15 protein-coding genes are annotated in these 11,848 nt (G+C 74.5%); 8 read left to right on the top strand and 7 right to left on the bottom strand.

Annotated features, from left to right (window positions below; genetic code table 11):
* Positions 1-26 precede the first annotated feature (26 nt).
* The 3 genes from DEJ23_RS03125 to DEJ23_RS03115 all read right to left on the bottom strand — a co-directional run bounded on the left by DEJ23_RS03125 (position 27) and on the right by DEJ23_RS03115 (position 2,670).
* A complete protein-coding gene (locus DEJ23_RS03125; protein ID WP_111238813.1) occupies positions 27-518 on the bottom strand; it encodes a pyridoxamine 5'-phosphate oxidase family protein in 492 nt (163 codons plus the stop codon).
* A gap of 335 nt (positions 519-853) precedes the next feature.
* Positions 854-1,480 carry a hypothetical protein gene (locus DEJ23_RS03120; protein WP_220034176.1) on the bottom strand — a complete coding sequence of 209 codons (627 nt, stop codon included), beginning with the start codon at positions 1,478-1,480 and terminating at the stop codon, positions 854-856.
* Between the two features lie 80 nt (positions 1,481-1,560).
* Complete coding sequence (locus DEJ23_RS03115) at positions 1,561-2,670, bottom strand: LLM class flavin-dependent oxidoreductase (RefSeq protein WP_258375233.1); 1,110 nt, start codon at positions 2,668-2,670, stop codon at positions 1,561-1,563.
* 83 nt (positions 2,671-2,753) lie between these two features.
* Between DEJ23_RS03115 and DEJ23_RS03110 the strand changes: the two genes are divergently transcribed.
* Positions 2,754-3,683 (top strand): SDR family oxidoreductase, encoded by a 930-nt coding sequence (locus tag DEJ23_RS03110; protein ID WP_111238812.1) that lies wholly within the window; start codon positions 2,754-2,756, stop codon positions 3,681-3,683.
* A 73-nt stretch (positions 3,684-3,756) separates the two neighbouring features.
* Here the strand turns inward: DEJ23_RS03110 and DEJ23_RS03105 are convergent, their stop codons facing one another.
* The gene (locus tag DEJ23_RS03105; protein WP_111238811.1) at positions 3,757-4,545 is read right to left on the bottom strand and encodes an NRDE family protein; all 789 of its coding nucleotides are present in this window, start codon (positions 4,543-4,545) and stop codon (positions 3,757-3,759) included.
* A 65-nt stretch (positions 4,546-4,610) separates the two neighbouring features.
* Between DEJ23_RS03105 and DEJ23_RS03100 the strand changes: the two genes are divergently transcribed.
* The 7 genes from DEJ23_RS03100 to DEJ23_RS15870 all read left to right on the top strand — a co-directional run bounded on the left by DEJ23_RS03100 (position 4,611) and on the right by DEJ23_RS15870 (position 10,085).
* The gene (locus DEJ23_RS03100; protein WP_111239024.1) at positions 4,611-5,903 is read left to right on the top strand and encodes a phosphopantothenate--cysteine ligase family flavoprotein; all 1,293 of its coding nucleotides are present in this window, start codon (positions 4,611-4,613) and stop codon (positions 5,901-5,903) included.
* 34 nt (positions 5,904-5,937) lie between these two features.
* On the top strand, positions 5,938-6,336 hold the full coding sequence (locus tag DEJ23_RS03095; protein ID WP_111238810.1) for a hypothetical protein: 399 nt from the start codon (positions 5,938-5,940) through the stop codon (positions 6,334-6,336).
* Entirely contained in the window at positions 6,333-7,124 is a 792-nt protein-coding gene (locus tag DEJ23_RS03090; protein ID WP_181429085.1) for a YqjF family protein, read from the top strand. The genes DEJ23_RS03095 and DEJ23_RS03090 overlap by 4 nt, the downstream gene beginning before the upstream one ends.
* Positions 7,121-7,549 (top strand): DUF1810 domain-containing protein, encoded by a 429-nt coding sequence (locus DEJ23_RS03085; RefSeq protein ID WP_111238808.1) that lies wholly within the window; start codon positions 7,121-7,123, stop codon positions 7,547-7,549. The genes DEJ23_RS03090 and DEJ23_RS03085 overlap by 4 nt, the downstream gene beginning before the upstream one ends.
* Before the next feature lie 120 nt (positions 7,550-7,669).
* Complete coding sequence (locus DEJ23_RS03080) at positions 7,670-8,332, top strand: GntR family transcriptional regulator (protein ID WP_111238807.1); 663 nt, start codon at positions 7,670-7,672, stop codon at positions 8,330-8,332.
* 155 nt (positions 8,333-8,487) lie between these two features.
* Positions 8,488-8,949 (top strand): MarR family winged helix-turn-helix transcriptional regulator, encoded by a 462-nt coding sequence (locus DEJ23_RS03075; RefSeq protein ID WP_111238806.1) that lies wholly within the window; start codon positions 8,488-8,490, stop codon positions 8,947-8,949.
* 272 nt (positions 8,950-9,221) lie between these two features.
* A complete protein-coding gene (locus tag DEJ23_RS15870; RefSeq protein WP_258375232.1) occupies positions 9,222-10,085 on the top strand; it encodes a hypothetical protein in 864 nt (287 codons plus the stop codon).
* 97 nt (positions 10,086-10,182) lie between these two features.
* Here DEJ23_RS15870 and DEJ23_RS03065 read toward each other — a convergent pair whose 3' ends face one another.
* The 3 genes from DEJ23_RS03065 to DEJ23_RS03055 are packed head-to-tail and all read right to left on the bottom strand — an operon-like array spanning position 10,183 to position 11,695.
* Positions 10,183-10,491: a hypothetical protein gene (locus DEJ23_RS03065; RefSeq protein ID WP_111238805.1), complete on the bottom strand. Its 309-nt coding sequence runs from the start codon at positions 10,489-10,491 to the stop codon at positions 10,183-10,185.
* Positions 10,488-11,150 carry an Asp23/Gls24 family envelope stress response protein gene (locus DEJ23_RS03060; protein ID WP_111238804.1) on the bottom strand — a complete coding sequence of 221 codons (663 nt, stop codon included), beginning with the start codon at positions 11,148-11,150 and terminating at the stop codon, positions 10,488-10,490. The genes DEJ23_RS03065 and DEJ23_RS03060 overlap by 4 nt, the downstream gene beginning before the upstream one ends.
* The gene (locus tag DEJ23_RS03055; RefSeq protein WP_111238803.1) at positions 11,141-11,695 is read right to left on the bottom strand and encodes an RNA polymerase sigma factor; all 555 of its coding nucleotides are present in this window, start codon (positions 11,693-11,695) and stop codon (positions 11,141-11,143) included. Before DEJ23_RS03055 ends, DEJ23_RS03060 begins: the two co-directional genes overlap by 10 nt.
* Between the last annotated feature and the right edge of the window lie 153 nt (positions 11,696-11,848).

The following is an 11,848-nucleotide window of genomic DNA, read 5'->3' as shown; positions in this document are numbered from 1 at the left end:
GCGTTCCCCGCGGACGAGGGGTCCCGCTAGAGCTCGACGGTGCCGTGGTGGCCGGTGTCGGGCTGGCTCTGCTTGCCGATGGCGGCCTTCAGGGTCTGCACTAGACTCCCCACCGGGCCGGTGTCCTGCGTCCAGTACTCGACGGAGTCGCCCTCGACGGTGAGGAGCCGGATCGTCGGGTCCTGTCGGCCGTCCGGGAACCAGGCCTCGGCGAACGGTGACCAGAGCTCGTCGACGACGGACTCGTCGCGCGTCACCGTCGCGGTGCCCGCGATGGAGAGGTACCCGCCCTGCGACTCGATGGCCACGTTGACGTGCGGGTTGCGCGCGATGTCCGCCACCTTCTCGCTGCCGTCCTGCACCAGGAAGCGGAGCGTCCCGTGGAACGCCTTGTCCTGCACGGCCAGGGGCCGTGCGTGCAGCTGTCCGTCCTCGCTGACGGTGGTGAGCAGGGCGGTGCGGGCACCGTGGACGATGTCCGAGATGGCTGCGCGCTGGTCTGCCTGCGTGTCGGTCATGATGCTCCTGTTCGTCGTGCGCCCCGTTGTGCTCGACGTCCGGCCGGGCACTGCCCGGGCGCGTTCCGTTCCGGCCAGTGTGCCCCTCGTCGCTGGGACCTGCCCGGCGCGCGCCTGGCCAGAACGGGCGTACCTGGCGTGAACGGGCGTACCTGGCGTGAACGGGCGTACCTGGCGTGAACGGGCGTACCTGGCCCTCCGGGAACGCCAGGTACGCCCGAAACGACCAGGCATCGCGGTCGTCATGGGAAGGAACGGGCACGAGCACGAGCACGAGCAGGGGCCCAGCACGAGCACGGGCCCAGCACGAGCACGAGCACGCCGACGAGCCCGGGTCAGGCGGCGGGCTCGCGGATGGTCGTCTCGACGTCGACGACCTGGGGCACTCGTGGCATCGATGCGAAGCCGAACGCCACGGGCGGGTCGAGCGGTGCCAGGGCACCGAGCGGCTCCCCCGCCCACGACCCGCGCACCGCGGTGACGTCGTGCGCCCCGGTCACGCCGTAGTACTCGCGGCGTCCTCCGCCTGCGGTGCCGGCCGTCCCGGCCCCGGGGGCGACGAGGCGGGCGATCGGGTCGATCGCCGCCAGCCACCGGGGGTCACGCGCCACGGGCTTCGGCACGATGCGCAGGACCCGACCGAGCGGGGAGATGGTCCCGACGTCGATCGTGGCGCGGAGCGGGCCCGCGTCGAGTTCGAGGCCGCGGGCGGTCCGGCGGGCGCGCACGTCGACGACCGAGACGGTGTCGAAACGGTACGTCCCGGAGACGTAGGCGGCGACGATCTCGTCCGGGGCGAGGAGCACGCTCGACCCGTCGGGCTGCTCCACGAAGACGTCCGTGAAGGCCCCGAACGGCGAGCGCTCCCACATCCCGACGACGAACCGGACGCCCGACGTCGTCCCGACGCCCATGATCCGACCACGGAACCGACGCTCGACGATGTTGGCACGGGGCGACATGCCCTGGACCGTACCCGCCGCCGCCGTGAGCCGACGTGGCGGAGCGGGACGGGCCTCCCGGACGACAGCGACGGCGTCCGCTACGGCACCGGGACCGGCTCGGCCAGCAGCTCGCGCACCCGCGGAGCGACCCGCGTGCCGTAGAGCTCGATCGAGCGCATCATGTCCTCGTGCGGCAGGCGACCGGTCGCGTACCGCATGTCGAACCGCGAGACGCCGAGGATCCGCATGTTCCGCGCGACCTTCCGCGCCACGGTCTCCGGCGACCCCACGTAGAGCGACCCGCCTGCGGACAGGCCGGCCTGGTACTGGGCGGCGTCGAGGGGCGGCCAGCCGCGCTCCCGGCCGAGTCGGTCGGTGACGGCCTTGTGGTACGGCCAGTAGCGCTCGGCGGCCTCCTCGTCGGTCTCGGCGACGAAGCCCGGCGAGTGCATCGCGATCGGCTGCTGCGGGAGGTCGAGCTGCGTGAGCGCCTGTCGGTAGAGCCGCGAGAACGGGGCGAACTGCGCCGGCTGCCCGCCGATGATGGCGAGGAACAGCGGCAGCCCGTAGGACGCCGCGCGGATGACGGACTGGGGCGATCCGCCGACGCCGATCCACGTCGGGATCGGGCCGTGCTCGAGCTTCGGGAAGACGTCCTGGTCCGTGAGGGAGGCACGCTTGGTGCCGGACCACGTGACGGCGTCGCCGCCGCGGAGCGCGTTCCAGAGCTGCAGCTTCTCCTCGAACAGGACCTCGTAGTCGGACAGGTCGTAGCCGAAGAGGGGGAAGGACTCGGTGAACGACCCCCGGCCGAGGATCACCTCGGCGCGACCGTCCGACAGCGCGTCGACCGTCGCGAAGCGTTCGTAGACCCGGACCGGGTCGTCGGAGGACAGCACCGTGACGGCGCTGCCCATGCGGATGCGCGACGTCCGGGCGGCGATCGCGGCGAGGACGACCTCGGGCGCGCTCACCACGAAGTCCTCGCGGTGGTGCTCGCCGACGCCGATGAAGTCGATGCCGACCTCGTCCGCCAGCACCGCCTGGTCGATGACGTCGCGGATGCTCTGGGCGTCCGAGCGCAGGGAACCGTCCGCCCGTTCGGTGACGTCGCCGAAGGTGTCGAGACCGAGCTGCACCGAGCCGATCCGCTCGGGTGCGGGCGGCGGGACGTCCGAGGGACGGTCGGTGCCGAATGCGTTGCTCATGCGCGCCTCCTGATCGATGCGTTTGCATGAATATAGCACGGTGCACGGCGATCGGCCAGCCCCGCACGCGTACGGTCGCGCGCATGCCGAACATCCCCGACCAGGCCGGGCGCCGCATCGTCGTCACGGGCGCCAACAGCGGCACCGGCGAGGAGACCGCGAAGCGCCTGGCCGGCGCGGGTGCGAGCGTCGTCCTGGCGGTCAGGACCCCGTCGAAGGGGGACGACGCGGCGGACCGGATCCGCCGTGCGCACCCCACGGCCGACGTCGAGGTGCGGGAGCTCGACCTCGCCGACCTCGCCAGCGTGCGCCGATTCGCCACGGGCATCGCTGCCGACGACCGCCCGCTCGACGTGCTCGTGAACAACGCCGGCGTCATGGCTCCGCCGCGGCGTTTCGAGACGACGGACGGGTTCGAGCTGCAGTTCGGCACGAACTTCCTCGGCCACCTCGCACTGACGAACCTGCTGCTGCCGACGCTGCTGCGGGCCGCCCCCCGCGCCGGCGCGCGTCCCGCCCCGCGGGTCGCGACCATGTCGAGCCTCGCCGCGATCCCGGGCACCATCCGCTTCGCCGACCTGCAGTGGGAGCGCGGCTACAACGGCTGGCGCGCGTACGCGCAGTCGAAGCTCGCGGACCTGCTCCTCGCCCTGCACCTGCACCGGCTGTCCGTCGAGCGGGACTGGCCCCTCGTCAGCACGGCGGCCCACCCCGGCTACACCCGCACGAACCTGCAGTCCGCGGGCCGCTCGCTCGGGCGCTCCCACCCGGTCCGGTCCCGCGACCGCGCCCTCCCCTTCACGCAGGCGGTCGAGCAGGGGGCCGAGCCGCTCCTGTACGCCGCTGTGGGTCCAGCGGCGGTCGGCGGCGCCTACTACGGACCGTCCGGGTTCGGCGGCCTCACGGGGCCGACCACCACGGTGTCGGTGCCGCGCTCGGCGCGCAGCGCGGACCTCGCCCGCTCGCTCTGGGCGGTCGCCGAGGACCTCACGGACACGCACGCCCCCGACTGACCGCACCCCCGGTCCGGACGGGAGGCACGACGCGCCGCCGCCACGCCACCTCCGGGACCAGAGGCGGCCGCGGTCAGGCCCGGTGCAGCTCCACGGAACCGTCGAGGCGTCCGGGTCGCTCGAGTCGCGCGTGCTGCAGGACGGTCCGGTCCCGGCCGATCGCCGCGGCGACGACGGACAGCGTCGCGACGTGCCCCTCCGGCTCGACGGCGTCGCGGAGGATCGCGTCCGGATCGTCCGCAGGGAGGGCGGACGACTCGGCGAGCACCCCGAACCAACCGCTCCACCCGTCGCCCGCGTCGTCGCCGAGGTCGGCGGTCCGGAGCTCGTCGAAGGGAGCGAGCACGGGCGGACCGCTCGGGGCGGGCGCGCTGCGGAAGGCGTCGAGCCACCGGCCGATGCGCGGCGCAGCGGGGTCGTCCGGGGCACCGTGCGTGACCATGTGCACGCCGGGGCCGAGCGTGGTCGTGCGGACCGCGGTTCCGTCCCAGGTGTCGACCGCGACCCCCTCGGCGGTGGCCCGGACCAGGTTGAAGGCCCTGGTCGTCGGCAGGGAGCCGTCCGCGCCCGGCACGGCACCGGTCACGGCGTCGAGCGGGAGCACCCCGCGGGTGGTCCAGGTGCCGTCGTCGCTCGGCACCGGTTCGGCCCGGTTCAGCACGACGGCGAGCCCGGCGTGGTCCGACGCCGCGAGCCACGCGCCCCCGGCCGACCGGTCCCGCACACCGCGGATCGTCGGGTCGCGGTCGGGCCACCACGCGGCCGGGGCGTCCCAGGGGCGGTCCGGCGACTCGTCGCGGAGCGCGAGCACGGTGACCGGCCACGCGGCGGCGGGGTCGACGCGGACGACGACGGTGCACATGGGCTCGATCCTCGCACGGCACGCCGGGTAGCGTGACCGACGTGGATGCTGCAGCAGGTCGCCGTCTGTCCGTCGTCGTCGGGATCACCGGCGGCATCGCCGCCTACAAGGCCGTCGGGGTCGTCCGCGACCTCGTCAAGCGCGGCCACGACGTGCACGTCGTCCCGACCGAGGGCGCACTGCGCTTCGTCGGACTGCCGACGCTCGAGGCACTCAGCCGGAACCCCGTGACGACGAGCGTGTGGGACGACGTCGCCGAGGTGCGGCACGTCGCGCTGGGCCGCCGGGCCGACCTGGTCGTCGTCGCGCCGGCGACCGCCGACTCGCTCGCGCGCATGGCCGCCGGACTGGCCGGTGACCTGCTCGGCACGACCCTGCTCGCGACCGAGGCCCCGGTCGTCGTCGCCCCCGCGATGCACCCGCAGATGTGGGACCACCCCGCGACCCGCGCCAACGTCCGGACCCTGCAGGGTCGCGGCGTCCGCTTCGTCGGCCCCGTGGTCGGGGCGCTCACGGGCGACGACGCCGGCATCGGCCGGATGGCCGAGCCCGAGGACATCGTCACCGCGGCCCTCGCGGTGCTCGAGCCGTCCGCTGAGCCGGGCCGGTCCGACGGGGGTGGGGCGGGCCTCCCCGCCGGTGTCCCCGCAGGCGCGTCGACCGCGACCGGTGCGCGGGGCGACCAGGGCGACCTCGCCGGGGTCCGTGTCGTCGTCAGCGCCGGCGGCACGCGCGAGCCGTTCGACCCGGTGCGCTTCGTCGGCAACCGCTCGAGCGGCCGCCAGGGAGTGGCGATCGCCGCCGACGCCGTCCGTCGGGGCGCGGACGTGACCCTGGTGGCGGCGAACGTCGACGGCGGCCTGACGGACGGGCTCGGGGCGAGGGTCGTGCCGGTCGGTTCCGCCCAGGAGCTCGCCGATGCCGTGCACGCCGCCGCGGCCGAGGCCGACGTCGTCGTGATGACGGCCGCCGTCGCCGACTACCGGCCGGCCCAGGTCCGCCCCGACAAGCTCAAGAAGGACGACCAGGGCGACACCATGACGCTCGAGCTGGTCCGGAACCCCGACGTGCTCGCCGACCTGGTCGCCACGCGCCGGACCGGTCAGATCATCGTCGGGTTCGCGGCCGAGACCGAGCCCGACCGTGCGGCGCGGATCGCACTCGGCCGCGCGAAGATCGCCCGGAAGCCGGCCGACCTGCTCGTGGTGAACCACGTGGGGTGGAACGCGGGCTTCGAGCGCGAGGAGAACGCCATCGAGGTCCTGGTACCGGGCGGCGACGTCGTGCGGGAGGTTTCCGGCAGCAAGGCGGACGTCGCGACGGCCGTGCTCGACCTCGTCGCGACCGCGCTGACCTGAGCCGGTGCGCGGCTGCCGCGGGCACGATGGGGCCATGCGACGACGCGAGCGCGCACGACGCGCCACCCGGACGGCCACGATGCTCGCCGTGCTCCTCGGCGGCGCCGGCGTCACCCACTTCCTGCGGCCCCGCGGCTACGACCGGATCGTGCCGTCCGGGTTGCCGCCGCGCCTGACCACCCTGGCGTCCGGCGCCGCCGAGCTCGGCATCGCCGCGGGGCTCGCCGTCCCCACGACCCGCCGGGCGTCCGGCTGGGCGGCGGCCGCGCTGTTCCTCGCGGTCTTCCCCGCCAACGTGAAGATGGCCGGCGACCTGCTCGACAGCCCCCGTTCCTCCCGCGCGGCCCGGCTCGTGTCCGTGCTGCGGCTGCCCCTGCAGGCGCCGCTCGTCGCCTGGGCCGTGCGCGTCGGGCGTCACGCGCCGACGCGGTGACGGAGGCGACACGCGGCCGCGCGGCCGTCCCGCTGCTGCACCGCCCCGTCGCGGTGCACGCATGGGAGGACATCGTCTTCGCGCACTGGCGCCACGATCCGGCGTCGCTCGCACGGCTCGTCCCGCGCGGCACCCGGCCGGACGTCGTCGACGGCAGCGCGTGGGTCGGCCTCACCGCCTACGTGTTCCGGGAGACGGCGGTCCCGCCCTTCCCGCCGTCGCGTCGGCTCGGCTCGATGACCGAGGTGACGATCGAGGTGCCGACCGTGGACGCCCGGGGTCGGCGGGGCATCGTCTACCGCACGGTCGACACCGGCCACGTCCCCGCCATCGTGGCGGCGAACACGCTCCTCGGCGTGCCGTACACGTTCGCGCACGTCCGGGCGACGCGCCGCGGGGACACGCTGGACCACCGGTCCGTCCGGCATCCCGCACGGGCGGCCCACCCCGTCCGCTGGATGCGGGACGTCGTGCGCACCCGTCGACCGAGCACGACGCGACCGCGGCACGACGCCGTCGTCCGGGTCACCGCGGGCGACGTCGTCGACTCCCCGCTCGCGGTCGAGCTCACCACGCGCGCCGGCATCCACGCGCGCCACCTGGCGCAGACGCTCTTCTGGCAGCGCCAGCACCCGCCGCTGACGATCCGGTCCGCCCGGCTCGAGCGACTCGAGGGCGACCTGCCGGACGCGGTGGGCGTGCCCGGGCTGTTCGACCGTGAGCCGGACTCGCTGCTCGTGGTCGACGGCACCACCGTGCGGTACGCGTGGGGGGACGTGGTCCGGTGAGCGACGGCGACCTCGAACGCTTCGTCCGCGCCCAGGAGGGTGTGCACGATCAGGCCCTGGCGGAGCTGCGCGACGGCCGGAAACGGTCGCACTGGATGTGGTTCGTCTTCCCGCAGCTCGCCGGACTCGGCCGGAGCGCGACCGCGCAGCACTACGCGATCGACGGGCTCGACGAGGCGAGGGCGTACCTGGCGCACCCGCTGCTCGGGCCCCGCCTGGTCGAGGCCGCGCGGGTGGCCGCCACGGCGCCTGCCCGCAGCGCGGACGACCTGTTCGGCGGCATCGACGCGATGAAGGCCCGGTCGTCGATGACGCTCTTCGCCCACGCGGCGGAGGACGCGGCGCCCTTCCGCGCGGTGCTCGACCGCTGGTTCCACGGTACGGAGGACCCCCTGACGGTCCGCCTGCTCGACGTCGGCGGCTGAGCGTGCCCGGACGGCGACGGGACGACGGACGACCGTTCACACACCAGGTACGGTGATGACGCGTCCGCACCGACCGGTCCGGCGCCGACACGATCGTCCACCGAGAACGAGGACACCCGCATGCCGGTCCCCAGCAGCGCCCCCACCGAGCACCAGCTCCTCCGCGACACCGTCCGGCACAAGATCCACGCCGCCATCATGGACGGCACGCTCGAGCCGGGCGAGCGACTCAACGACGACGAGCTCATCGCGTGGCTCGGCGTGTCCCGCACCCCCATCCGCGAGGCGCTGAGCCAGCTCGCCCGCGCCGGGCTCATCGAGATGGCCCCGAACCGCTACACCCGGGTCACCACGCCGAAGCCGGAGGAGGTCGTCGAGGCGATGCAGACCCTCGGCGTGCTGTTCGGCGGCGTCGTCCGCCTGGCGGTCCCCCGCCTGACCGCGTCGACCCGGAAGAAGATCCGGGCGCAGCTCGACCGGACGATCGCGGAGCTCGAGGCGCACGACGTGCCGGCCGTGAACCGCGACGCGCTCGACGTCTTCGGGCTGTACGTCGACGCCTGCGGCAACGAGAACCTGCAGCGCGTCTGCCGCGACACGACGGACGGACTCGCGTTCCGCCTCCGCCTGCCGAACCTCGACGAACTCATCGACTGGGACCGCCTGACGGCCGACTTCCGACGGCTGCGTGCGGCGACCGAGTCCGGCGACAACGTCGCCGCCGAGCTCGCGACCGAGGCGATCCACCTGCTGCCGGGCGAGAAGCACCACGTCCGGTCCTGAGTCACCCTGAGCGCCTGTACAGGAACGCCCGTCCGGACCCTTCCGGGCGGTCGCTACCGTCCGAGTCACCTGCCCGCTCGTCCTGTCGGCCACGCGCCTCCGGCGACCGGTAGCATCGCTCCGACCCGCCTCGACCCGACGCCCCGGAGCACCGCATGAGCAACCGCCAGCCGGACCGCACCGAGATCGCCGCGCGCCTGGCCGCCGCCGTCGGTCGCATCAACCGGCGCGCACGGACCGACTCGGCCGCGCTCGGCTACGGACTCGTCTCCGCGCTCGCGACGATCCAGGCCGAGGGCCCCCTGCGCCCCGGCGACCTGTCGCGGATCGAGGTGGTCACGAAGCCGACCATGACCCGGATCCTGACGGAGCTCGAACAGCGCGGGTTCATCGCGCGCGAGGCAGATCCCCGCGACGGCCGCGCATTCATGGTGTCGGCCACGCCGGAGGGCATCGCCGCCGTCGAACGTGCCCGCTCCGACCGCACCGGGATCGTCGCCGCACTCATCGCGGACCTGCCGACCGAGGACGTCGAGGCGGTCGCCGCGGCCCTCGGCGCCCTCGAGCGGATCGGCCAGGGCGACCGCGTCCAGGAAGCTCCCAACGACGTCCGCTGAGTCGGGCGTTACCGAACCGTTACCGAAGGGTGGACGGACGGTTCTGCCAGCCGCCCTGGACGCCCCGTCCAGGCTGACGCGTCATCGTGTCGGCTTCGCCCGAGCAGGCGGCCGCACGGCCCCCAGCGGCGGACGGACGGGCCCCACACCACCGTCCGGTCCTCCCCCGGCTCGCGGTTCCCCCACGACGACCGAGCACGCTCCCCCACCCCGCGTGCCGGACCACGGCGTGCGCGGGCACCGCGGCAGCAGCCGGCCGACCACCGGAACCGATGACGCGCAACACCCCTGAACTCCCCACCCACACCCCGACCACCCGACGTCAGGCACTCGACACCCCGGGCCGACGCGTCCGCAGAGCCCTCCGCAGCCGCGCCGCCCTCGTCACCGGCGGCGCCGCCGCGGTGGCACTGGTCGGCGGCATCGCCGCCGTCGGCACCCAACCGGCGATCGGCGACGCGCTCGGCGTCCCGTCGACGAGCGCGTCGCCCGAACCGGCACTGCACGGCGCCTCGCTCGACCGGGCGCAGGCGGCGGCGACCATCGCCACCGCCCGCACCGTCATCGCGGACGCCAACGACAAGACCGACACCGAGGCGCTCGAGCGGCAGGTGGCGGCCCTCTCGGAGTACCACGACCTGTCCGGTGCGACGATCACCTCGCGCATCGCCTCCACCGTGGACGCGGCCGCCGAGGTCGCTGACGACAGCGCCGCACAGGACAAGGCCGACGCCGACGCACGAGCGGCGGCTGCGGCGAAGGCCGCCGCGGACGCGGAGGCCGCGGCCGCGGCGGAGGCGGCGGCCGAGCGGCAGGCCGCGGCGAACACCGTCGCGGGCGCGAAGGCGACCGCCTCGTCGATGGCGTCGTCACAGTACGGCTGGGGCGCCGACCAGTTCCAGTGCCTCGACAGCCTCTGGACCAAGGAGTCCGGCTGGGACTACCGGGCCGTCAACCCGAACGGCGGGGCGACGGGCATCCCGCAGGCGCTGCCCGGATCGAAGATGGCGACGGTCGCGGCGGACTGGCGGACGAACGCCACCACGCAGGTGACCTGGGGGTTGCAGTACATCAGCGCGGCCTACGGGACCCCGTGCGCGGCGTGGGCGCACTCGCAGGCCAACAACTTCTACTGAGCCGCTTCCGGGTGACGCCCGCGACCGGCGGACGGACGGGAGGCGCGGGACCGGTCGGTGCCGCGCCTCCCGTCCGTCGTGTGGTGCCGACGGACCGTCAGCCGATCCGGGCGACCCGCACGTCGACCCGGCTGAGCGCGAGACCCCGTTCCGCCGCCGCGGCGAGCGCGGCGGCGTGGGCCGCATGCGCCGTCGCCGGCGCCGGCACCGAGCCGTCGGTGCCGATCGCGACACGCAGGACGCCGTCGTCGAGCACGACCCGTGACACCGCCGCCCGTGCGGCGAGGCGCCTCGCCGTCTCGAGGGCACTGCCGATGGTCGGCTTCGCACGGTAGAGCTCGGCGACGCCGGGCACAGCGAGGACCGCGGCCTCGATCGCGGCGACGGTCTCGTCGTCCGGACTCATGCGCGGTCCTCCTCGTCGGTGTCGGGGGTCGCGGGGACGGGCGGGTGCGCAGCGTCCTCTGCCAGCGGGGGCAGGAGGTCCCGGACCCGGACGTCGACGGCGGCGAGCAGCAGGTCGGTCTCCTCAGCCAGGGCCTCGGCCACGGCCTGCCGGACCCGATCCGCCGTCGCCGGGATCGGGACTCCGGACCGGACGGCCAGTTCGAGGACCACACGGACGGGTGCGTCGAGTCGGGTGACGTCACCCTCGAGCGCGCACCGCGCGACGACGACACCGGGGACGAGGTCGCCCGCGTTGCGGACCAGGGACCGGATCGCGCCCTCGGTCACCACGGGCCGCTCCGTCGGGGCGGTCGGGCGGAGCGGGACGTCCCGGCCGGCTCGCGCCTCGAGGGAGATGTTCGCCAGCACGCCCCCGACCCACGACTCGTCCGCAGGTGCCTCCGCAGCGGCTGCGACGTCGAGCGAGCCGAGCGACGACTGCCGGAGTCGGACGATCGCAGCGAGCGCGTTCTGGCAGGCGGCGGAGTCGTCGATGCTCGGGTCCGGCGGCTGCATACCGGCGTCCAGGTAGTCGGCGAGCTCGTCGATCGTGTGGCCGTCGAGGTCGTCGGGCTCGAGTGCGTCGAGGCGCACGTCGTCGGGTCCGGTCATCGCCATGCCTCCATGAGACGGATCATGTTCCTCCTCGCGCGGGAGAGCAGGCCGCGCACCGTCGAGACCGGCAGGTCGAGCTCCTCCGCGATGTCCTCGTAGCGGTACTCGAGCACTTCCTTCAGGACCCAGCACCGCCGTTGTGCCTCCGGGAGTTCGGCGAGGGCGGTCTCCACCGCCTCCTCCCGGGACCGGGCCTCGGCCACACGCTCCGGGGCGTCGTCACGGGGCGCTGCGACCTCGAGCTCGGTGACGTCGAGGTGCTCGCGCCGTGCGCGGATGCGGTCGATGCACTTCCGACTGAGGATCCGCATGAGCCACGACCTGACCTTCGCGCCGTCGGCGAGGGCGTCGAGACGGCTCCAGGCCGTGATGAAGGTCTCCTGCACGACGTCGTCGAGCTCGTCCGTGGACCCGAGGGTCCGCCGGGCGTAGGCGCGGAGCAGCGGCGTGTACCGCCGGATGAGGACCTCGAACGCCCGGACGTCACCGTCGGACGAGCGACCGGCGAGGACGGCGTCGTCGAGGTCGGCGAGGGACTGGTGCTGCACGGGTTCCTTCTACTGGTCAGGGGTGGGGGATGCCTGGACACCGGTCACGCGTGCGGCTGGCGGAGGACCGGGCGACGGCCGTGTCGGCGTCCGCCGGGATCCTCCGGTTCCTCCCGGTTCCACCTGTGGGACGGGACCGGAGCGCCGATCGTC

This window comes from Curtobacterium sp. MCSS17_008 (assembly GCF_003234185.1).
Taxonomy (GTDB): Bacteria; Actinomycetota; Actinomycetes; order Actinomycetales; family Microbacteriaceae; genus Curtobacterium.
This window is presented reverse-complemented; position numbering and strand designations above follow the sequence as displayed.